This window comes from Streptomyces sp. NPDC050439 (genome assembly GCF_040655335.1).
In the GTDB taxonomy this organism is placed as follows: domain Bacteria; phylum Actinomycetota; class Actinomycetes; order Streptomycetales; family Streptomycetaceae; genus Streptomyces.
Window position 1 is genome coordinate 455,533 of record NZ_JBFAJT010000001.1, and the last position, 21,202, is coordinate 476,734.

The window sequence follows — 21,202 nt, forward strand, 5'->3', positions numbered from 1 at the left end:
GAGGGACGCAGGTGACTGTGAACGACACCTCGACCGAAGACGCCAAGACGCCTCCCCCTCCCCCACCGGCCACGCTCACCTTCGGAGGGAAGCACGGCAAGAACCCGCTGGCCGAAGCCACGTTCGCCGCGATGTGCAGGCGCCTTCCCGCCGTGCTCGGGCACACCGCGCGGATGGCATGGGCCGTGGACAGGGTCGGTGTCGTACTGCTCCTCGTCTGCCAGCTCCTGACCGGCGCGGCGGCCGCCGCCGTCCTCGCCTTCACCGCTCGAGCCATGACCCACGTCCTCGGCACGGGCAGCGTGTCCGAACGCCTGCACGCGGCGCTGCCCGCCCTGATCGTCGTCACGACGGCCGCCGCGCTCGGCCGTGTCAGCAGCGCCGTTTCCTCGTACGCGGACGGACGGATCACGCCGCTGCTGATGACCGAAGCGGACGTCGCCCTCGTCGCCGCCGTGTGCCGCGTGGAGTCGTCCGCCTACGGCGAGGACGGCTTCGCCGACCGGCAGGAGGCCGCCGAGGTCGGGGTCACCCGGACCCGGATGATGGTGCAGGACGCCCAGCGGTTCATGTCGGCCCTGATCCGGATGATCGCCGCGAGCGGGGTGATCACGGCTCTGCATCCGCTCATGCTGCCCCTGCTCCTGCTGGCCGTGCTCCCGGCCGGCGCCGGGGCCGTGCTGTCGGCGCGGGTCACCTACGAGACCCACTACCTCAACGTCGGCGACAGGAACGTCCGCTCGATGATGCGCTGGTGGGCGACGTACTCCCGCCACGGCGACGAGGTCCGCGCCAACGGCATGACCGGCTACCTCATCTACTGGTACCGCGCCCTGTCCGACCGGATCGACCGGCGCACCCTGACCGCGGCCCCGCGGATGCTGCGCATCGTCCTGGTCACCAGCGCCCTCGGCGGGCTCTTCCTGCTGGGCACGTGGGCCACCCTGGCCGGGCTGGCCACCACCGGCCGGGTCGCGCTGCCCGTGGCGGCGACGGCGGTGGTGGCCGTCCAGACCACACTCGCCGCGCTCTCCCAGTCCGTCATCCACGGCGCCGCGATGTTCCATACGTCGCTCTACCTGGCGGACATGCGGGCCTTCCTCGACCTGGCGGGAGAACGGGCGCCCAAACGGGGTGACTTGACCCTCCCCGAGCGCGTGGAGGAGATCCGCCTCGACGAGGTCGTGTACCACTACCCCGGCAAGGAGGAACCGGCCGTCGCGGGCGTGTCGCTCACGCTGCGGCGCGGCGAGATCCTGGCCGTCGTCGGCGAGAACGGCTCGGGCAAGTCGACCCTGGCCAAGCTCTTCACCGGCATTCTCCTCGCCGACAAGGGCCGCGTCCTGTGGGACGGCGTCGACCTCGCCCGGGCCGACCCCGACTCCGTGTGGCGGCGCACCGCGCTCGTCCCGCAGAACTTCGCCTGCTGGCCCCTGCGCGCCCGCGAGAACATCACCCTCGGCCAGCCGAGGACGTACGACGACGGAGCGGTGTGGGACGTCGTCGACGCCGTGGGGATGCGCGAGGCGATCGAGGCACTGCCGCGGCAGCTCGACACCTTGCTCGCCAAGGAGTTGTGGGGCGGCGCCGAACTCTCCGGCGGCCAGTGGCAGCGGCTCGTGTGCGGGCGTGCGCTCTACCGGCGGACACCGCTGTTGATCCTGGACGAGCCGACCTCACAGATGGACGCGCGCGGCGAGCACGCGGTCTTCACGGAGATCAAGCAGATCGCGGCCGAGCGCATGACGATCGTCGTCACCCACCAGCTCGAGAACACCCGGCTCGCCGACCGCGTCCTCGTGATGGACAAGGGCCGCGTGATCGAACAGGGCACGTACGACGAACTCGTGGGCGGCGGTGGCCTGTTCGCGGATCTCGTCGCACTGGCCAAGGATCGCTGACGAGGAGCCGCCTTCCGCCCTCAGTTTTTCCTTTCTGTGGACAAAGTATGGACGTGCTCCGGCACCGTCCCTACGCTGAGCGTCGCTTTGCCACATAGATCTGCGTAACCCCCGTAGGAACCACGCAGGAGGAAGAGTGAAGCCACGCCCCGAGCCGATGTCCGGCACCACCCGCCGCAGGGCTCGAAGATCCACCGGTCTGCTGCTCACGGCGATGCTCTGCGGCGGGCTGGTGGCGCCCGCCGCAGGCGCCGAGGACGATCCGCGGCCGTTCGCCGACCTGCCGCCGCAGGAACCCGGCGTCACCCTGCGGGTGTTCGACATCCAGTCCCCGCTCAGCAAGCTGTGCGACCTCAAGCCGGCCCAGACCCCGAACGTCGACAAGCTGATCCCGACCGCCGACTGGACGTCCACCGAGGGCTTCGGGTTCAGCAACAACTTCGTCTCGCAGATCATCGGCAATCTGAACGTGCCCGAGGCGGGCGCCTACAGCTTCCGGTTGATCAGCGACGACGGCTCACGCCTCTTCGTCGGCGACCAGCAGGTCATCGACCACGACGGAAAGCACGGCGCCGAGCCCAAGGACGGCGAGATCACGCTGAACGCCGGCCACCAGCCGCTGCGCATCGACCACTTCGACGCGGACGGCGAACAGCAGGTCACCCTGCAGTGGAAGCCGCCGGGGGCCGACGAGTTCAAGGTCGTGCCGAACTCGGTGCTCAGCACGGACGCCGACGTCGTCCGCGTCACCGCGCCCGGCCGCAAGGAGTGCGAGGGAGCGCTCGACACCCCCGGCGACGGCCTCCCGCTCACCGAGGTCAACCCCGGATACAAGCTGACGGACCTGCGCCCCAAGGGCTTCGAGCCGCAGGTGTCCGCGATGGACTGGCTGCCCGACGGGCGGCTCGCGATCTCCACGTGGGGCGGCAGCACCGAGACGAAGGGCGAGGTGTACCTGCTCGACAACGTCACCGGGGACACCGGGCCCGACAAGGTCACGTACAAGAAGATCGCCGACGGGCTCAAGGAGCCGATGGGCATCAAGTACGTCGACGGCAAGCTGTACGTGTCGGAGAAACACCAGCTGACCGAGTTGAACGACACCAACAGCGACGACGTCGCCGACGACAAGAAGAAGATCGCCGAGTGGCCCTACGGCGGGAACTTCCATGAGTTCGCCTTCGGACTGCTCTACGACAAGGGCGACTTCTATCTGAACCTCTCCGTCGCCATCGACTACGGCGGCGCGACCACCGACCCGCAGCCCGCCAAGAACCGCGGCACGACCATCAAGGTCAACAAGAAGACGGGCAAGGTCAGTTACATCGCCGGTGGCCTGCGCACCCCCAACGGCATCGGACGCGGCCCCTCCGGAGACCTCTTCGTCGCCGACAACCAGGGCGGCTGGCTCCCGGCGTCGAAGCTGGTGCACGTCAAGCAGGACCGCTTCTTCAACCACCACATGAACCCCGAGGGCCCCTTCGACGACCAGCCGGTCACCAAGCCGGCCCTGTGGCTGCCGCAGAACGAGATCGCCAACTCCCCCAGCACACCGATGCAGTTGAAGAAGGGCCCCTTCGCCGGACAGATGGTCTTCGGTGACGTGACCTACGGCGGACTGCAGCGCGCCGACCTGGAGAAGGTCAAGGGCGAGTACCAGGGTGCCGTGTTCCGGCACACCCAGGGCCTCGAGTCCGGCATCACCCGGATCAGCGAAGGGCCCGACGGTGCCCTCTACACCGGCGGCCTGGGCGCCGACGGGAACTGGGGCCAGGCGGGCAAGCTCCGCTTCGGCCTGCAGAAGCTGACGCCGAACGGCAAGGCGGCCTTCGACATGAAGACCATGCGCGCCACGCCCGACGGCTTCGAGGTCACCTACACCAAGCCCCTGTCGGAGGAGACCGCGGCCAAGCTGACCAAGGGCGCGTACTCCGTCGAGCAGTGGCGTTACGCCCCGACCCCGGCCTACGGCGGCCCGAAGGTCGACGAGGAGTCGCTGCCGGTCACGTCTGCGAAGCTCTCCGACGACCGGCGCAAGGTCAAGCTCACCATCCCGGGGCTCAAGGCCGACCGTGTCGTCCACATCCGCTCCCCGCGCCCGTTCTCCTCGTCCTCGGGCGAGCAGCTCTGGTCCACCGAGGCCTGGTACACCCTCAACGCCAAGCCGGGCCCGGCCGAACCGGTCACCACGTACGACGCCGAATCGGCGCGCCTGTCCGGTGGCGCGGGCACCGACACCGAGCACAGCGGCTACACCGGTGCGGGCTTCGTCGACGGTTTCGGCGAGCAGGGTGCCAAGGCGAGCTTCGACGTCCACGTGGACAAGAAGGGCAGCTACGACGTCGGGCTGCGGTACGCCAACGGCCCGAACCCCTTCACCGGCACCAAGACGATCAGTGTCGGCGTCAACGACGGCGCGGCCAAGCAGACGAGCCTGCCGTCGACGGGCCAGTGGAACCGCTGGTCCACCAAGACGGAGAAGCTCGAACTCCGCAAGGGCCGCAACACCATCACCTACTCGGTCGGGGCCGGGGACACCGGGCACGTCAATCTCGACGCGCTTGAGGTGCGCCGTCCCGGGGCCCGGATCGACCTCTTCTCGGGCGGCAGCATCTCGTCGGCCTGGCAGCACACCGACGGGCGCAGTGCCGAGTGGCCGCACACGGCGGAGAAGTCCATGGAGGTCTGCTGCGGGGATCTGCGCACGAAGCAGCACTTCGGCGACTTCAAGCTGCACGTCGAGTTCCGTGTGCCGAAACTGCCGGACGACGTCACCGGGCAGGACCGCGGCAACAGCGGGGTCTATCTCCAGGAGCGGTACGAGGTGCAGATCCTGGACTCGTACGGCGTGGAGAAGCTCGCGAACAACGAGGCGGCGGCGATCTACCAGAAGAAGGCCGCCGACCTCAACGCCTCGAAGGCGCCGGAGACCTGGCAGACGTACGACATCACCTTCCGTGCCGCCCGTTTCGACGCGGACGGCAAGAAGACGTCGGACGCCCGGGTCACGGTGGTGTGGAACGGCAAGAAGGTCCACGACGACGTGGCGATCGACGGTCCGACGGGCGCGGGTGATCCGGAGTCGGCGGCGGCGGGCGCGATCCGCCTCCAGGACCACGGCAACAAGGTCCGCTTCCGCGACGTATGGGTGGAGCCCCTGTCCTGACCGGCTGTTCTGACCGACTGCTCTGAGTGGTGAGCGAGCCCTGCCGGCGGCCCCCAGCCGTCGGCAGGGCTCGCTCAGTCGTCGATGCCCGACCGCTCCACTCCCGCCACGATCCACCGCTGGAAGAACAGGAAGACCACGAGCAGCGGCACGATCGACACGGCCGCCGCGACGAACAGCTCGTGCAGCCGGATCACCTGTGACGTGGTGAACGACGACAGGGCCACCTGCACCGTCCACGCGTTGCGGTCCTGGCCGATGACCAGCGGCCACAGGAAGGAGTTCCAGGCGCCGATGAAGACGATCGTGCCCACGGCGGCGAAGACCGGCCGCGAGTTGGGCACGACCACCCTCCAGTAGGTGCGCCAGTAGCCGAGCCCGTCGACACGCGCCGCGTCCTCCAGCTCCCTGGGGAATCCCAGGAAGTACTGCCGGAAGATGAAGCAGGCGAACGCCGAGAACAGCGTCGGGATGATCAGGCCGCGCAGCGTCGAGACCCAGCCGAGCGAGGAGACCAGGACGAAGCTCGGCACGAAGGTCACGGACGCCGGGACCATCAGGGTGCCGAGGATCGCGTAGAACACCTTGTTCGCGTGCCGGTACGGGATGCGGGCCAGGCCGTAGCCGGCAAGAGAGGCCAGCAGCAGTGTGCCGGCGGTCGTCGCGACGGCGATGAGCGAGGAGTTGAGCAGGGAGCGCGCGAACGGCACCGATGTGTCGTCGAAGAGCTCCTTGACGTTCCCCCAGCGCAGGGTGGAGGGGAAGAAGGTCCATTCGGGCGAGGTGATGTCGCTCTCGGACGAGAGACCGTTGCGCACCAGGAGGTAGAAGGGGATCAGGAAAAGCAGCGCGAGGGCGATCAGGAGCGAGAGCCGCAGCGCGCGGCCCGCCCTGACCCTCGCGTCGTCCCTCAGGTGGTCTCTCATTCCGCCTCCTTCCTGCCGAGCCCGAACCACTTGGCCTGCCCCACCGTCACCACCGCGATGATCAGGGCGAGCAGGACGGCGCCCGCGCTGCCGAGGCCGAGGTTCTGCCCCTGCCCGAGGGCCGTGTAGTAGAGGTAGACGAGCGGGGGTCTGGCGTAGGGCGGATAGCCGCGGGAGTCCGAGAGCAGGTTGTAGAACTCGTCGAACGCCTGGAAGGCGTTGATGACGAGCAGCAGCACGACCGCCACGGACGTGGCACGCAGCTGCGGGAAGGTGATGTGCCGGAAGACCTGCCAGCCGGGCCGCGCCCCGTCCACGGCGGCCGCCTCGTAGAGGGTGGGGCTGATGCGCTGCAGGCCCGCGAGGAAGAGCACCATGTAGAAGCCCGCCTGGAGCCAGAGCCGCACGGTGACGATGACGGCCCAGTACCAGGGCGGGTCGGTGGTCGAGAGCCAGGCGATCTGGTCGATGCCGAACCAGCCGAGGACGGTGTTGGCGAGCCCGAACCGGACCCCGTTGAAAATTGACATCTTCCAGATGAGCGCGGCCACGACGTAGGAGCAGGCCGCGGGAAGGAAGAAGACCGAGCGGAAGAACGCCTGGGCGCGGCGCTGGCGGTGGACCATGAGGGCGAGAGCGAGCGAGAGCGCGTACGTCGCGGGCACGATGAAGAGCGAGAAGACGAGGAAGGTCCACAGGCTGTCGGTGAACGCCTCGTTCCGCAGCATCTCCGTGTAGTTGCCGAGGCCGACGAAGTCGCTCGGGGTGACGGTGTTGTGGGCGTCGAAGAAGCTGAGGTAGACGCTCCAGCCGAGCGGGATGTACGTGAAGACGCCGAGGCCGAGCAGGAAGGGCCCGACGAACACCCAGAACCAGAGCGTGCGGTTCTGGTGGCCCCACAACCTCCTTCGCCCTGTAGCCTTTTGCTCGCGCGGGGCTGTGGTGGTCACGACTTCTTCTTCACCCGGTCGAGCTCGGCGGACACCTTCCGTACGACTTTCTTGAGTTCGCTCTCCGGGTTGGCGCCGTCCTTGATGATGCGGCTGAGGGCGTCCTGGTAGGCACTTCTGGCGGCCGGGGTCCACAGGAGGGGTTCGGCGTGGCCGTGGTCCGTGGTGTAGCGGACGGCATCGGCCGCCGCGCCCTTCCTGAGCTTCGCGGCCTTCTTCGCCAGGGACATGCGGGCCGGGATGTGAAATCCGTAGGAGAGGGCGAAGTCCTCCTGGCGGTCGGTGCTGTCGATCCACAGCCACTTGAGGAAGTCCTTGCCGGCCTTCTGGTGTTTGCTGCGGGTACTGACCGCCGCGGCGTACGCGCCGACCGGCACCGCGGGCCTGCCCCCGGCCCCGTCCTTCGGGAACGGCAGGACACCGAAGTCGTCGCCGAGTTCCTTCTGCACGGCGGGCAGTGCCCACAGCCCCGACCACTGCATGGCGGTCAGCCCCTGGACGAACGCCGAGGGGTCGGACCAGTCGGCGGGCGCGCCCAGGAGCAGCGACTTGTCGGCGTACAGCCGGTGGATCTTGCCGAGGGCGCGGGCGGCGGCCGGGTCGTCGAAGCCGACCTCGCCGTCGGCGGTGACGAGTTCCAGGCCGGCCGCGTACAGGGGCGTGCCGCCCAGGACACCGGCGCCGCCGTCGTTGCCCAGGAAGAGCCCCTTCGTCTTCTTCGAGGTGAGCTTCTTCGCGGCGTCCACGAGCTCGTCGAGAGTCTTCGGCGGGCGGACACCGGCGTCGGCGAGCAGGCTCTTGCGGTAGTAGAGCATCTGCATGTCGACGACCTGCGGGATGCCCCAGATCTTGCCGTCGTACGTCTTCGGGGCGAGAACGGCCGGATTGAAGTCGTCCTTGACCCCGTCGAACAGCTCGGTGAGATCGGCGACCTGCTTGCCCTGGATCTGGTCGAGGCTGGGCCCGTTGACCTCGAAGACGTCGGGTCCGGAGTCCGTCAGGAGTGTGGCCGCGGTCTGTTCGTCGTAGTTGCCGGGCCGCCACTGGACGGTGACGTTCGCCTTCTTGTAGGCAGTGGCGTACTTCTTGACGGCCTGCTCGGTGCCCTGTTCGCCGTACTGGTGATACCACTGCGACAGCTTCGGCCCGCGACCCGAACCGCCTTCGTCGCGCCCGGTGTTGGAGCCACATGCGCTCAGCAGCCCGGCCGCCGCGCCCGCCCCGAGCAGTCCCCTGCGGCTGATGGTCATGAAAAGTCCCCCTGTCCGGCGTGCGGCTGATTCCAAAGGCCCAACGATCAACCATGCGGGCGGATTACGACAGGGGGCGTCCCCGCCAGGACCGGATGACCGGACAGCATCGCCGGAAGCGATGAGTTCCGTGACCGCGCGCGGCCTGTAGGTGCAAACCGCGTGCGCGTTTCAGAGGCGCCCTTGACCCGCCACGGGGGCGTCGTAGCGGCCGCCCCGGCATCGCGGGGAGCCGGTCCGCAGCCGGGGCTACTGCCCGTCGGCGGCAGCCCCGGCGGGCACGCGCCTGCGCTCGCGGCACGCCTTGCAGAACTCCAGGCACACCCAGGTGCCCACGGCGCCGACGGTGGCGAGGACGGTGATGCCGACCACGAACGGGATGATCATGCGGTGAGCGTACCCCTGGGCCATACGGTGTCAGGCACGGGAGCGGGTCTTCTTCGCGCGTGCCTTTCGGGATTGCCGGAAGTCCATGTAGGCAAGGGCGATCACCAGCAGCGGGGAGACGAACCAGAGCAGCGCGACGCGCAGGGCACCTTCCGTAAAGCCGGCGATCATGGCGATCACCACCCCGGCCACCAGGAACCCGATGAACTGCTGCCAGGAGTCGTAGCCCCCGGCCCCGGCCCTCATGGGGGTCATCTCGTGGTCATCGTCCTCGCCCAACTCGTCCAGAGCGGCGCGCCCGGGACGTCTTCGCCCCTCCAACTGGGCCTGACGCCACGCGAAGAACCACCGCGCCAGAGCGTAGAGGGCCAATGCGCCGAGGAGGATCCACCACTCGGTCGGGCTGTCGGGAGAAGATCGCGCCATAGTCATGAACCTCGATTGCCCCCGCCGCACGGGAGTAGCCGATTCCGTATCCGCGGCGGCTTCAGCACCTCATCGGGAGACCCGCTCGAGGGCCTCCAGGACCTGGCGGGTGCCGTCCTCACGGGCGATGGCTGCGGCCGTTTCGCGGGCACGGGCGCACAGGGCGGGGCTGTGGACGGCTGCGGTGATCGCCTGCGTGAGACGTTCCGCGGTCAGGCGCTGAAAGCGCAGCGGACGCGGTGCGAGGCCCAGTGTGTGCAAGCGGGTGGCCCAGAAGTGCTGATCCAACTGGACGGGGACAGGGATTGAGGGGACCCCGGCCCGCAGCCCTGCCGCGGTGGTGCCCGCTCCGGCGTGGTGGATGACCGCGGCCGTCCGGGGAAACAGCCACGCGTGGGGCACTTCCCCCACGGTGATCAGGTCGTCGTTCTCCGCGTGCAGACCGCTCCAGCCGGCCTGGATGATGCCCCGTACCTTCGCGCGCCGCAGAGCGTCGGCCAGCAAGGTGCTCAGCCGCTCGGAGTCGGCGGTGACGAAGCTGCCGAAGCCCGCGAACACCGGCGGTGGGCCCGCGTCGAGGAAGTCAAGGAGGCGCGGCTCCGGCTTCCAGCCGGGCGTGGTCTCCGGCCACCAGTAGCCGCCCACCTCATGCCCCGCCGGCCAGTCCGTGGGGCGCGGGACGATCCGTGGGCTGAAGCCGTGCAGGACGGTACGCCCGCGGGGCAGACTCAGCGGGCCACTGAACTTCCGGCGCGGCAGGCCCAGTTCGCGGCGCAGGGCGCTGACCGCGGGGGCGAAGATCGGGTCGCTGCCCAGCCACAGGGCCTGGGAGGCCAGCCGGTTGCCGTGCGGCCCGAAGGAACGGGCTCCGGTGATGAGCGGCGGGAAGGCGCCTGTAGGGTGGACCGGCTGGAGGTAGACCCCCATGCTCGGCAGACGCAGTGCCTCGCCGAGCGCCGCGCACATGGGGTCGGTGACCGTGGAACTCAGCACCACGTCGGCGCCCTCGCGCACGGCGTCCGCGACACCGGCCGTCAGCCGGGGCATGAACGCCCGTGCCATACGCATCAGCCGCGCCATGGCCACGGGTGGGCTGACCGCTCTGGCCAGCCCCTGGCCGACCTGCGAGGCCAGTTCCTGCCGTGGGTCGACGGGCAGGGGCCGATAGCCGAGTCCGTGGGCGGTCACCGCCTGTTCGAAGCGCTCATGGGTGGCCAGGACCACCTCGTGGCCCGCCGTGCGCAGGCGCACGCCAAGTCCGGTGTAGGGGGCGACATCGCCCCAGCTTCCCGCGGTCACGATCAGTACGCGCACCGCGACAGGATGTCAGACCGGGGGCACCGTACCGGGAGCGACAGATGTGGGCGAAGGTGTGTCGGTAGTCGCAGGAGTTCGGTTGACTGTCGAGAGATCGGAGTGTGGGACTGTGACGACGCGTCGGACAGTGATCAAGGCGATGGGGGCCGGGACGTTGGCTAGCGGGCTTTCCACGCCCGCCTCGGGCGCCTCCCGCACGGCGAAAGCCGACGTACTGATGGTGGTGGAGAAGAGCGGCCACACGGTGAGTTTCTACGATGCCGACTCGGGTCAGCAGCAGGAGACCGTCCAACTGCCCGACTATCCGCACGAGATGGTCGTCGACTCGCGCAGACGTTTCGCCTACGTCGGGCACTACGGAGTGCGCATGGCGTCCACCGTCGGCGAGGGCGGCGCCGCTGTCTTCGTCATCGACCTGGCAGAGCGGTCCCTCGCCCGGACGATCGACACCCGCCCTTTCCGTCGCATCCACGGCATGGGCATCGACCGTCATGACCGGCTGTACGCACTGAGCGAGGAGAAGGCGGTCCTGCTCGGCTTCGACGAGCCGTCCACCGATCTCGCGCCCACCAGGGCAGTGCCCACTCACGGGGTGAAGACCCACCTGTTCTCGCTCAGCCGTGACGGCGAACGCGCCTATGTCACGGGGCTGTTGTCCCACACGGTGAGCCTCGTGCGCCCGCACGACGCCTCGGTCCCGCCTGTCCTGGTCACACCCGGCCAACTCCCCGAGAGCAGCTGTCTGAGCCGCGACGAGAAGACGCTGTTCGTCGGAGCCCGCAAGAGCTCCTCACTGGTCGCGATAGACGCCCGCACCATGAAGGTGCGGCGGACCAGGAAGACGGGCGGAGACCCCTTGCGGGTCTACACGCTCGACGACGAACGGCTGTTGGTGACGGACATCGTCGCCAACACCCTCGCCGTCTGGAGCACCGGCCTGCGGCGGATCCGCTCCCTCGACCTCGACGGCACCCCGTCGGCGGTGACACTCCATCCGAGCAAGCCGCTCGCGTACGTGTCTCTCTTGGGCACCAACCGGATCGCCGTCGTCGACCTGGACCGGTTCGCCGTCGTGAACGGTTTCGCCACCCGGCTGGAACCGGACGCCTCAGCGCTGCTCAGCGCTTCAGGCTGACGATCACCGACCGGTACAAGGAGTCGGAGCCCTGGGAGACATGGACGAAGCCAATACCGACGATCTTGCCGGTGCCGGGGACCGTCACGTCGGACAGATGGCCGGTGCCCGCGTCGTCGAAGACCTCGTCGTACGTCCACCGCGTACCGGAGTCACTCGCCGCGCGTCGCGACCACGGCCACGAGGAGGAGCAACAGCGCGATCAGCGCCACGTTGGCCTGGACCATGCGCGCGTTGACGTCCATGCCCCTCCCCCGGCGCAGCGTACTTCGGCATGGTGCACGCCGGGTGGCCGCGTCCGCACGCCCGGCGGCCGGAACGGCACCCCTGCTAATCTGATCGTTATGGCACGAGGTATCTGGTCGCAGAAGGTCCGCTCCGCCCGCTGACGGCGGCGCCTTCTCCCTGTTGAATTCGCCGCCGTTCCGGTTCCCGCCGGGCGGCTGCTTCTTGCTGCCCGGCTCCACTGCGAGCTGCGGAGCATCTGTTGAACCTCTCTCCTTTCCCCCGTACTCCCCATTTCCCCGAAGCCGTGTCCCAGCCCGTCGAAGCGGGCGGCAGTGCGCACGTCCGCGCCCAGGGCCTCACCGTCACCCGCGGGTCCCGGCGTGTCCTGGACGACGTCTCGGTCACGCTCTCCGCGCGGTCGCGCATCGCCGTCGTGGGCGAGAACGGCCGGGGCAAGACGACGCTGCTGCACGTCCTCGCCGGACTGCTCGCGCCCGATGAGGGCACCGTGCACCGGGCCGGGACGATCGGTCTGGCCCGCCAGGAGCTGTTCGTGGGCGACGGGGAGACCGTCGGCACCCTGACGTCCCAGGCGCTGGCCGCCTCGCTCGCGGCCCTCGCCGCACTGGACGAGGCGACCCTCGCCATGACCGAGGGGGACGCCTCCGCCGACGACCGCTACGCCGCCGCGCTCGACGCCGCCACCCGGCTCGACGCGTGGGACGCCGAACGCCGCGTCGATGTCGCCCTGGAGGCGCTGCACGCCTGCACCGACCGCGACCGTCTCCTGTCGACGCTGTCGGTCGGGCAGCGATACCGGGTCCGTCTCGCGTGCCTGCTCGGCGCGCGGCACGACATCCTGCTGCTCGACGAACCCACCAACCATCTCGACGCGGGCGGCCTGGACTTCCTGACCCGCAGGCTGCGCGAGCACGAGGGCGGTCTCGCCGTCGTCAGCCACGACCGGGCGCTGCTGCGAGACGTCGCGAACCGCTTCCTGGACCTCGACCCGTCCCGTGACGGCAAGCCCCGCCTTTACGCCGGCGGCTATGAGGCCTGGCAGCACGCCCGGCGTCGCGACCGGGAGCGCTGGGAGCAGGACCATGAGGAGCAGCAGGCCGAACACCGGCGGCTGCACGACGCCGTCTCGGCGGCCCGTGACCGGCTCTCCACGGGCTGGCGGCCCGACAAGGGGACCGGCAAGCATCAGCGGCAGTCCCGCGCCCCCGGCGTCGTACAGGCCCTGAAGCGGCAGCAGGACGCCTTGGACGCGCACCGGATCGACGTGCCGCAGCCCCCGCCGGTGTTGCGGTGGCCGGACCTGGGGGTCCGGCCGGGCGCCTCGCAGCTGCGGGCGCACGGCGTCGCGGTCGAGGGGCGGCTCGGCGAGCCGGTCGACCTGACTCTCGACGGCGGCGACCGGCTCCTTGTCACCGGGCCCAACGGCGCCGGGAAGTCCACGCTGCTCGCGGTGCTCTCCGGTTCCCTCGCGCCCACACACGGTCACCTGCGGACGGCGAAGGGGGCGCGGATCGTGCAGGTCACCCAGGAGACGGCCCAGCAGGACCCCGGGCTCACCGCTCACGAGGTGCATGCCCGTCACGTGGGACGGCTGGTGGCCGGTGGGGTGATCCGCGACGCCGAGGCTCATCCGCTCCGGGCGCTCGGTCTGCTGGACGCCGACGCGATGCGCACGCCGGTCGGGCGCATGTCGCAGGGCCAGCAGCGGCGTCTCGACCTGGCGCTCGCGCTGGCCGGGCGGCCCGGCCTCATCCTGCTCGACGAGCCGACCAACCACCTGTCGGCGACGCTGGTCGACGAGTTGACCGACGCGCTGCGCGTCACGAGTGCCACCGTGGTCGTCGCGACACACGACCGGCAACTGCTGCGGGACCTCGCGCACTGGCCGCGTCTGGAGGTGGGCGAACCTGCGGGCACCGGAGTCTGACGCGGCCAGGCCCGCACCCTTCGTGCGCCGCTAGAGCCAGTCGTGTTCCCGCGCGTAACGCGCCGCTTCGTGCCGGGTCCGCGTCTGGGTCTTCTGCATGGCGTTCGAGAGGTAGTTGCGTACGGTGCCCTGCGCGAGGCTGAGGCGGACGGCGATGTCAGCGACGGAGTACCCCTCACCGGTCACCCGCAGCACGTCGATCTCGCGGTCGGTGAGGGGGCAGTCGTCGACGACGGCGAGCGCGGAGACGTCCGGGTCGATCCAGCGTTTGCCCTCGTGCAGGGTGGCGATGACCGACGTGATGTGCGCGGGCTCCGCCGACTTGCTGACGAAGCCCTGGACGCCCAGTCTCAGCGCCTTGCGGAGCACGCCTGGTCTGGCATGGCGGGTCAGCATGAGGATCACCTGGTCCGGCTGTGTGCGGCGGATCTCGGCGACGGCGCCGAGGCCGTCCACACCGGGCATCTCCAGGTCGATGACGAGCACGTCGGGCCGATGGCGCAAGGTGGCCTCGATCGCCGACGCGCCGTCCTGCGCTTCGGCGAGCACGGTGATGTCGCCTTCGAGCGGCAGCAGCGCGGCGAGCGCCTTGCGGAGCAGGGCCTCGTCGTCGGCTAGCACCACGGTGGTCATCGCTCGTCCTCCCGCGCCACGAAGGGCGGTGTCGCTGATCCGGGGCGGGGGAACGCGGCAGCGGTGACGAAGCTGCCGTCCTTCTGTTCCACCGTCAGCTCGCCTCCGTTGTCGCCCACGCGTTCCGTGAGGGTGGCCAGGCCGCCGAGCTTCGGGAGGGGGCCTTCGGGTGCGCCGTCGTTGACGATGGTGATGCCCGACGCGGAGAGAGTGATCCGCACCCGGGTGGCGTTCGCGTGGCGCAGGATGTTGGTCGTCGTCTCGCGGAGCACCTGGCCGAGCAGTCCGTTGACTCTCTCGTCCACGTCGGCCTCGCGGTCGACGCGCACGCTGATGCCCGCGGCCTCGAAGAGGTTCTTCGCGTTCTCCAGCTCCACGGACAGGTTGAGCCGCCGTTGTGCGTAGGCGAGCTCCTTGGTCTGGGTGATGGTGTCGCCGACCAGGGCGTGCACCTCGCGCAGCTCCTCCTGCACGCGCGCGATGTCGCTGTGCAGCAGCTTCTCGGCCAGCGTGATCTTCAGTTTCACCACGTGCAGTGTGTGGCCCTGGATGTCGTGCAGATCGCTGGCGAACCGGATGCGTTCCCGGATGACGGCCAGCTCGGCGTCGCGTTCCCGGGACTGCTCGATGACGCGGTAGAAGCGCTGGTTGACGAGCATGAGGCCGGTCGCGGCCACGGTGACGCCGGTGGGCAGGAGGACGAAGAGGATCAGAACGCGGGAGACGTCGTCCGGCGCTTCGAGCAGCCTCGTCGCGCCCACCCCTGCGATGAACGCGGCAAGACCCAGGGTCGCCGCGCCTCGGTGGCGGGGCAGCTGGGAGATGAAGAAGGGGCCCACGATCGTGATGCCGTAGCAAGCGGTGCGGCTGTCGGTCACAAGCACCCCGAGCACCCACACGGCAGCGGTGACGATCAGGCAGGGGAGCACGACGCGGGAGGTGTCGCCCGCCGTCCACCGCTCGACGACCACCAGGCCCGCCACCGCACCCAGAGTCAGCACGACGGCCTCCCCCCAGGACCGGGCATCGACCGCCACCAGGACCGCACCCACGACAACGAGCGGCGGGATGAACATCGTCAGGTTGACGTTGCGCAGCCGTCCCTGCGTGGTCCGGGCGTGCTCGGGCGCCGCCTGCGCGGCCCGGAGAATCGGCCTCACCGGCCGTCGTCCGCGAGCATCGGCCACTGACTGTTCCGGGACCACGGCTGCATGGCGTCAGGATACGGGCTCACGCCGCGGCTGGAGAGGGCGAGCGCCGCGCTGACCAGGGGGAAGACGGTCGTGGGGGCCATCAGCGCAGGGCGCGGGGGCCTGGTTTCCATGGGCGGGTCTCCGGGGTCGTACGGCAGCGTCCGCCCGCAGTATTCGTCGCGCTCCGTGGGCGCCACCAGTGACACCACGTCATGGGTGTGCCCCGAGAAATGTCATGGCCCGGTGGTGACACCACGCCCCTGCCGGGTGCGCGTGCGGCGGGCTGAGATGGATGCATGACCTCGACACCAGTCATCGACGTTGACCGTCTCAACCTCAGCTACGGCGACTTCCACGCCGTGAAGGACCTGTCCTTCCAGGTGAACAAAGGGGAGCTCTACGCGCTGCTCGGCACCAACGGAGCCGGCAAGACCTCGACCCTGGAGACCATCGAGGGCCACCGTACGGCGACCTCGGGCGCCGTACGGGTGTTCGGGCAGAGTCCGCTCGACCGGCGCTCCGTACGGCCCAGGATGGGCATCATGCTGCAGGAGAGCGGCTTCACCCCGGATCTGACGGTGCGGGAATCGATCCGCCTGATCGGCAGCCTCTCGCAGCGCGATGACCGGGTCGAGCGCGTCCTGAGCATCGTCGACCTGACGCACAAGGCAGCCACCAAGGTCTCCCAGCTCTCCGGCGGCGAGAAGCGGCGTCTCGACTTCGCGACCGCCGTGTACGGAAGCCCCGAGCTGATCTTCCTGGACGAGCCGACCACCGGCCTGGACATCCAGTCCCGTGACGCCCTGTGGGACGCCGTGGACAAGCTGCGCGAGGACGGCTCCACCATCGTGCTCACCACGCACTACCTGGAGGAGGCCCAGCAGCGCGCCGATCGCATCGGCCTCATGCATCAGGGCGCCTTCCACCAGGAAGGGACCGTCGCCGAGCTGACGCGGACGCTGCCGGCCGCCATCAGCTTCTTCCTTCCGCTCGCCGCACCCGCGCTGCCGCTGCAGGCCACGCGCGGGAGCGACGGGAAGGTGCTCGTCGAGACCTTCGGCCTGCAGAAGGATCTGCACATCCTGCTCGGCTGGGCGCACGCCAACGCGGTGGAGCTGCGCGAACTTCAGGCCGGGCCGACGCGGCTCGATGACGTCTTCCGCGCCATCGGCACCACACAGAGCGCGTAGCCCGCCCTCGAAGTTTCCCTCCCTCTGAAATCACCCCGGACCCTCCCCAGAAGAGGACCCTCACGATGCTTTCCATCGCTCTGAGCGAGCTCACCCAGATCTTCCGGAACCGGCTGGTTCTGCTCAACAGCTTCATCATTCCCGTGGCCGTCTGCGTGTTCTTCGTCTACAGACACGAGACCTTCGCGGACCTGCGCAGCCTCGGATACATCGCGGCGGTGGTGATGTTCACCGTCTCCGCCTTCGGGCTCTACGCCTCCACGGTGACCACGCTCGCCTCGCGCCGGCAGACCCTCTTCCTCAAGCGGCTGCGCTCCACGCCCGCGAGCGACGCCGGCATTCTCACGGGGCTGGTGCTTCCGGTCACCGTCCTCGCGCTGATCCAGGTGGGCGCGATCCTCGCCGTGCTGGCCGCTGTCGCCGGGAAACCGGACAACGCGCTCCTCCTCACGGTCGCGGTGCTCTCGACCGTGCTCATGATGCTCGCCCTGGGCCTTGGCACCGCGGGCCTGACCAACTCCCCCGAGCACGCCCAGGTGACGACGCTGCCCATCAGCCTGGGCGCCATCGCCGTCGCCAACTGGGTGGCCATCACCGGGACCGAGGAGCTGACCCTGCTCAAGCGGCTGCTCCCCGGCGGCTCGGCCACCGAACTCGTCCTCAACGCCTGGAACGGCGGCGTCCCCGTGGCCGAGTCACTGCCGCTGCTGCTTCCCACCCTCAGCTGGGTCGTCGTCTCCGCCGCCCTGGCCTCGCGGCTGTTCCGCTGGGAACCGCGCCGGTGACCGGACCGCGGAGTCACTGAGACCGAGTCACTGAGACCCAGTCACCGAGGCGGCTCAGCTTCGCGCAACCGGTCCCGCATTTCGCCCAGTTGACGAAAGCCGGCTGCCCGGTACGTGGCGACGGCTCCGACGTTCGAGCCCGGCGTACAGACCAGCGCACTGGACGAGCCCATCTCCTGGAGTGCGGCGGCCGCGGCGACACACATCGCCGTGCCGTAGCCGTGACCGCGGTGGGCCGCGTGAACGCCCATCGGCTCGAGGAGCCCCGGCTTCCCCGGACCGGCCGACCACACGGTCACGGCCGCCACCGCCTCACCCTGGTCGTCGTGGGCGACCAGAGAGCGAGCGGTGGCGTACGGCGATCCGGCCGCCAGTGCCTGCCATTGCTCGCCCGTGAACCTCGCCCCTTCGAACGCGGCCCGGAGGACCGCCGCGAACACGTGGGCCCGCTCCGGAACGATCGTCTCGATCCGCAGGCCGGGGCCCTTCACCGGCTCGGTGAGGTCGCGGCGCAGCGGCGTCCACGGCTCGTCGGTGGGCCAGCCGTCCTCGGCGAGGAGGTCCTGGATCAGCGCGTCCATCGGCGCCTCGATGCTCGCCTTGCCGTCCGGGAGCACGCCACGCTCCGGTGCGGTCACGTCCCGCACCAACTGTCGCGCGAGCTCCTCGTCCCGGCGGGCGTCCGGCGCGATCGTCAGCCGCAGCAGCCCCGGGCCGTCGAGCAGTCCGATCGCGAGCATCCGCCCGCCCTTGCTCCACGTCCGGACCGCCGCGGCCGTCGCTTCCGCACCTGACCGCCAGAACCAGCCCAGGTCCCCCGGATGGAGTTGCATCGGCGCTCCTTCGCCCTGCCACTCCCGCAGCACGCCCACGGCCTCGTGCAGCTCATCGACTCCCGGTACGTTCAACGCGATCGCCATGCCGCCGATGACACATCACCGGGCCAACTGCCCGCACCTGGTTTTCGATCGACGGGCGCGATGACCGTCGACGGGCGCGAGGACCGTTTCACGCCGTGTCGGTGTGCAGGATCCGAAAGCGGCCAGGTTCCGCCGGGTCCCGGTCGACCACCTGGATCGGCGTCCGGGCCCACTGCCAGACACTGATGCCCGGCGTACGCGAGAACTCGATGCGCCCGCGGGTTCCTTCGACCGCGACGCGCGGCCAGGACGCGGCGATGCGTGCCCGGTCCGCGCCCTGGGAGCGCAGGACTTCGGCCAGGACGGCGACGGTGTCGTACCCCTCGAAGGCGACGAAGGAGGGCGCGCCGTCCAGCCGTTCGCGAAGGGCCGTCCCGACTCGTGCGCCGAGTGGGCCGAGGTGCTCGGGCAGGTATCGAAGGAACGGGATCGCCGCGCCGTCGTCGCCCAGGAGCGCCGCCCATGCGGCGAACTCCGGCTGCCCGGCCGGGGCGCCGACCTGAATCTCCGCGAGACGGGGGTCGCGGCGGACGGCCTTGACGAGCGGTACGGCCGGCTCCGGGTGCCCGACCAGCAGAAGGAGCGCTGTCGCTTCCTGGTCGACGAGTGCGTCGCACACGGCCGCGGGGGTGAGCGCGCTCATGTCGAGTGCGATGACGCTGCCGCCGCCTGGAGCGAGGTGATCCCGCAGAATGCGCGTCCCGGCTGCCCAGTAGACACTCGGCTGGGTCGCCACCGCGATGCGGCGGTGGCCCGCGCCGAGCAGGAAGTCCGCGTAGACCCGCCACCCTCGGGACTGCGGCGGGGACAGGCGCGCGACCCACTGCGTCGGCTCGTCGGTGAGCGCGTCGAGAACCGCCGACGAGCAGAGGTACGGCAGGCCGAGTGCGTCGGCCCGCCCGGCAGCGGCGCGGGCCACGACGCTGTGGTACTCCCCCACCACGGCGGCCACGCCCAGAGCGGCCAGTTCGTCCACGGCCGCAGCGGCTTTGAGCGGATCGGCAGCGGTGTCCCTGACCACCAGTTCGAGCGGCTTTCCGGCGATCCCGTCGGCGTCATTGACCTCACGAACGGCCAGGTCGAGTCCTGCGAGCAGGTGCCGGCCCGCCTCGGCCCAGCCGGGCCGGGTCAGCGGGACGAGAGCGCCGATGCGAACGGACGGGCCGTCAGCACGATCCGCTCCGAACGGCGATGGTGACGTACTCATGCGCGGGCGCCTCCTGTGGGGCGATTCGACCGAGGCTCGGTGACCATGCCGGACAGTGCATCCGCCGCCGCCGTCGACGGGCAACCGATTTTCGCCTCCTCCTCTCGTACGTTATGGTTGATCTTGAGCCTGCGGCCGGAGAACTACCGGCAGCGGGCCCGGCGTTGGTCGTCCAAGGAAAGACGCCCCGCTTCCTGCGGGGAAATGCAGGTGCAAGGCCTGCCCAGCGCTCAAGGCGAAGCCCCGGACTTCAGCACGAAGTCTGGGGCTTTCTGCTGCCCCACTACGCCACCTCCAGTGCGGCCGCCAGCTCCTCCAGGCTCTCCACCTGCCGGTCGAAGGTGTCGGTGCTGCGCGGCGGGTCTCCCACCGGCCGCCGCACGAACGCCGTTTGCATCCCCACGGCTTGCGCCCCTCGCAGGTCCCATGCGTGCGCGGCGACCATCAGCACCCGCCCGGCCGGACACCCCGCCGCCTCGATCGCGAGCCGGTAGACCTCCGGTGCGGGCTTGTACGCCCGTACCTCCTCGCCGGACAACGCCTGATGCCAGCGCAACCCCGCGTACGCGTTCAACCGCAGCAACACCCCCCGGGCGGCATGCGACAGGCCCAGCACCGGAAACCGCCCCGCGAGCCGCACGAGCCCGGCGACGGAATCCGGCCACGGCTCCAGCCGCTGCGATGCCCCGGCCAGCCGTCCGATGGCCACCGGGTCGCCCAGCCCGGCGTGCTCGGCGACGCGCTCGGCCGCCTCCCGGTCGATGACCTCACTGTTCGCGTACGCCCGCGCTCCCTCTGCGATGCGCCGCTGCTCACGCTCGACGTGCTCCCGCCAGACCGTGAGCAGTCCTTCCACGGAAGCTTCGTCGGCGGAGGCGGGCAGCGTCTCGCGCAGAGCCGCCCGCAGCCCTCCGGACTCGTCCACCATCGTCCCCAGCACATCGAAGACGACCACATCGACATCGCCTGTACCTGGCATCCGCTCTCCTCTTCCCAGCAGTTGGGCGTGACGAGCATCCCGCGGACCCCGCCCGTACGTCACCGGCTGAACAGGTGACGAGTCTTGCCCCGACCCCCGTCACCGGTCAAGATGGTGACGTGCACTTCGCCTTCGTGAGCGGCAATCCCGCCCTGGACCTGGTCGCCACCGTGGAATCCCGCCGCGACCGGCCCCGCGACCTCCTGACCACCCCCGGGGACCTCGAACAGTGGGTGCTGGCCTGCGACGAGCTCCCGGATCAGGTCAGCGCCGACGCCACGGCCCTCGCCGGCGCCGTGCAGCTCCGCGAGGCCATTCATCGGCTTGCCGTCGACCGCATGCACGGCCGCCGCTACGAGCCGGCCGGTCTGGACGTCCTCAACACCGTCGCCGCCGGACCACCCCCGGCTCTCCGCCTCGGCGACGCGGGCATCCGCCGGACGGGAGATGTCGCCTCCGCGCTCGCCCACATCGCCCGGCGCGCCATCACCCTGCTCGCCGATCCCCACACCTGCCTCAAGGAGTGCGGCCGCCCGAGCTGCACCCGCCTGTACCTCGACCGCTCCCGCGGCACGCGCCGTACGTGGTGCGGCATGCAGGCCTGCGGCAATCGCGTCAAGGCCGCCGCCTACCGAGCCCGCAAACACACCACCCCGTGAAG

Annotated in this window: 19 protein-coding genes; 7 read left to right on the forward strand and 12 right to left on the reverse strand. The window is 70.0% G+C overall.

From position 1 onward, the window contains the following. Positions 1–17: 17 nt before the first annotated feature. Positions 18–1,901, forward strand: a complete 1,884-nt coding sequence (locus tag AB0I66_RS02170) for an ATP-binding cassette domain-containing protein (RefSeq protein WP_363206648.1) — start codon at positions 18–20, stop codon at positions 1,899–1,901. A gap of 157 nt (positions 1,902–2,058) precedes the next feature. After that, positions 2,059–5,067, forward strand: a complete 3,009-nt coding sequence (locus tag AB0I66_RS02175; protein WP_363206649.1) for a family 16 glycoside hydrolase — start codon at positions 2,059–2,061, stop codon at positions 5,065–5,067. A 74-nt stretch (positions 5,068–5,141) separates the two neighbouring features. Here AB0I66_RS02175 and AB0I66_RS02180 read toward each other — a convergent pair whose 3' ends face one another. The 6 genes from AB0I66_RS02180 to AB0I66_RS02205 all read right to left on the reverse strand — a co-directional run bounded on the left by AB0I66_RS02180 (position 5,142) and on the right by AB0I66_RS02205 (position 10,320). Then, positions 5,142–5,993 (reverse strand): carbohydrate ABC transporter permease, encoded by an 852-nt coding sequence (locus tag AB0I66_RS02180; RefSeq protein WP_363205756.1) that lies wholly within the window; start codon positions 5,991–5,993, stop codon positions 5,142–5,144. Further along, complete coding sequence (locus AB0I66_RS02185; protein ID WP_363205757.1) at positions 5,990–6,943, reverse strand: sugar ABC transporter permease; 954 nt, start codon at positions 6,941–6,943, stop codon at positions 5,990–5,992. The genes AB0I66_RS02180 and AB0I66_RS02185 overlap by 4 nt, the downstream gene beginning before the upstream one ends. Next, on the reverse strand, positions 6,940–8,193 hold the full coding sequence (locus AB0I66_RS02190) for a sugar ABC transporter substrate-binding protein (RefSeq protein ID WP_363205758.1): 1,254 nt from the start codon (positions 8,191–8,193) through the stop codon (positions 6,940–6,942). Before AB0I66_RS02190 ends, AB0I66_RS02185 begins: the two co-directional genes overlap by 4 nt. A gap of 249 nt (positions 8,194–8,442) precedes the next feature. Then, positions 8,443–8,580: a hypothetical protein gene (locus tag AB0I66_RS02195; RefSeq protein WP_363205759.1), complete on the reverse strand. Its 138-nt coding sequence runs from the start codon at positions 8,578–8,580 to the stop codon at positions 8,443–8,445. A gap of 30 nt (positions 8,581–8,610) precedes the next feature. Further along, complete coding sequence (locus AB0I66_RS02200; RefSeq protein ID WP_363205760.1) at positions 8,611–9,006, reverse strand: hypothetical protein; 396 nt, start codon at positions 9,004–9,006, stop codon at positions 8,611–8,613. A gap of 69 nt (positions 9,007–9,075) precedes the next feature. After that, complete coding sequence (locus AB0I66_RS02205; protein ID WP_363205761.1) at positions 9,076–10,320, reverse strand: glycosyltransferase; 1,245 nt, start codon at positions 10,318–10,320, stop codon at positions 9,076–9,078. A 112-nt stretch (positions 10,321–10,432) separates the two neighbouring features. Between AB0I66_RS02205 and AB0I66_RS02210 the strand changes: the two genes are divergently transcribed. Together AB0I66_RS02210 and AB0I66_RS02215 are read left to right on the forward strand one after the other, a co-directional pair. Then, positions 10,433–11,458, forward strand: a complete 1,026-nt coding sequence (locus AB0I66_RS02210) for a YncE family protein (RefSeq protein ID WP_363205762.1) — start codon at positions 10,433–10,435, stop codon at positions 11,456–11,458. 532 nt (positions 11,459–11,990) lie between these two features. Further along, positions 11,991–13,634 carry an ABC-F family ATP-binding cassette domain-containing protein gene (locus tag AB0I66_RS02215; RefSeq protein WP_363205763.1) on the forward strand — a complete coding sequence of 548 codons (1,644 nt, stop codon included), beginning with the start codon at positions 11,991–11,993 and terminating at the stop codon, positions 13,632–13,634. A 30-nt stretch (positions 13,635–13,664) separates the two neighbouring features. On the opposite strand, the gene AB0I66_RS02220 is transcribed toward AB0I66_RS02215, so the two are convergent. The 3 genes from AB0I66_RS02220 to AB0I66_RS02230 are packed head-to-tail and all read right to left on the reverse strand — an operon-like array spanning position 13,665 to position 15,669. Beyond that, complete coding sequence (locus AB0I66_RS02220) at positions 13,665–14,267, reverse strand: response regulator transcription factor (RefSeq protein ID WP_363205764.1); 603 nt, start codon at positions 14,265–14,267, stop codon at positions 13,665–13,667. Beyond that, a complete protein-coding gene (locus AB0I66_RS02225) occupies positions 14,264–15,427 on the reverse strand; it encodes a histidine kinase (RefSeq protein ID WP_363205765.1) in 1,164 nt (387 codons plus the stop codon). Before AB0I66_RS02225 ends, AB0I66_RS02220 begins: the two co-directional genes overlap by 4 nt. Beyond that, positions 15,424–15,669 (reverse strand): hypothetical protein, encoded by a 246-nt coding sequence (locus AB0I66_RS02230; RefSeq protein ID WP_363205766.1) that lies wholly within the window; start codon positions 15,667–15,669, stop codon positions 15,424–15,426. The genes AB0I66_RS02225 and AB0I66_RS02230 overlap by 4 nt, the downstream gene beginning before the upstream one ends. Before the next feature lie 87 nt (positions 15,670–15,756). On the opposite strand from AB0I66_RS02230, the gene AB0I66_RS02235 reads away from it, so the two are divergent. Both AB0I66_RS02235 and AB0I66_RS02240 read left to right on the forward strand, forming a co-directional pair. Next, positions 15,757–16,650 carry an ABC transporter ATP-binding protein gene (locus tag AB0I66_RS02235; RefSeq protein WP_363205767.1) on the forward strand — a complete coding sequence of 298 codons (894 nt, stop codon included), beginning with the start codon at positions 15,757–15,759 and terminating at the stop codon, positions 16,648–16,650. Positions 16,651–16,715: 65 nt separating this feature from the next. Beyond that, entirely contained in the window at positions 16,716–17,435 is a 720-nt protein-coding gene (locus tag AB0I66_RS02240) for an ABC transporter permease (RefSeq protein WP_363205768.1), read from the forward strand. 41 nt (positions 17,436–17,476) lie between these two features. Here the strand turns inward: AB0I66_RS02240 and AB0I66_RS02245 are convergent, their stop codons facing one another. From AB0I66_RS02245 to AB0I66_RS02255, 3 genes are all read right to left on the reverse strand, one after another. Continuing rightward, a complete protein-coding gene (locus AB0I66_RS02245; protein ID WP_363205769.1) occupies positions 17,477–18,355 on the reverse strand; it encodes a GNAT family N-acetyltransferase in 879 nt (292 codons plus the stop codon). Between the two features lie 88 nt (positions 18,356–18,443). Beyond that, positions 18,444–19,562: an ABC transporter substrate-binding protein gene (locus AB0I66_RS02250; protein WP_363205770.1), complete on the reverse strand. Its 1,119-nt coding sequence runs from the start codon at positions 19,560–19,562 to the stop codon at positions 18,444–18,446. A 283-nt stretch (positions 19,563–19,845) separates the two neighbouring features. Beyond that, complete coding sequence (locus tag AB0I66_RS02255) at positions 19,846–20,541, reverse strand: haloacid dehalogenase type II (protein WP_363205771.1); 696 nt, start codon at positions 20,539–20,541, stop codon at positions 19,846–19,848. 119 nt (positions 20,542–20,660) lie between these two features. Here AB0I66_RS02255 and AB0I66_RS02260 point away from each other — a divergent pair, with 119 nt between their 5' ends. Continuing rightward, entirely contained in the window at positions 20,661–21,200 is a 540-nt protein-coding gene (locus AB0I66_RS02260) for an ABATE domain-containing protein (RefSeq protein WP_363205772.1), read from the forward strand. Positions 21,201–21,202: the final 2 nt, after the last annotated feature.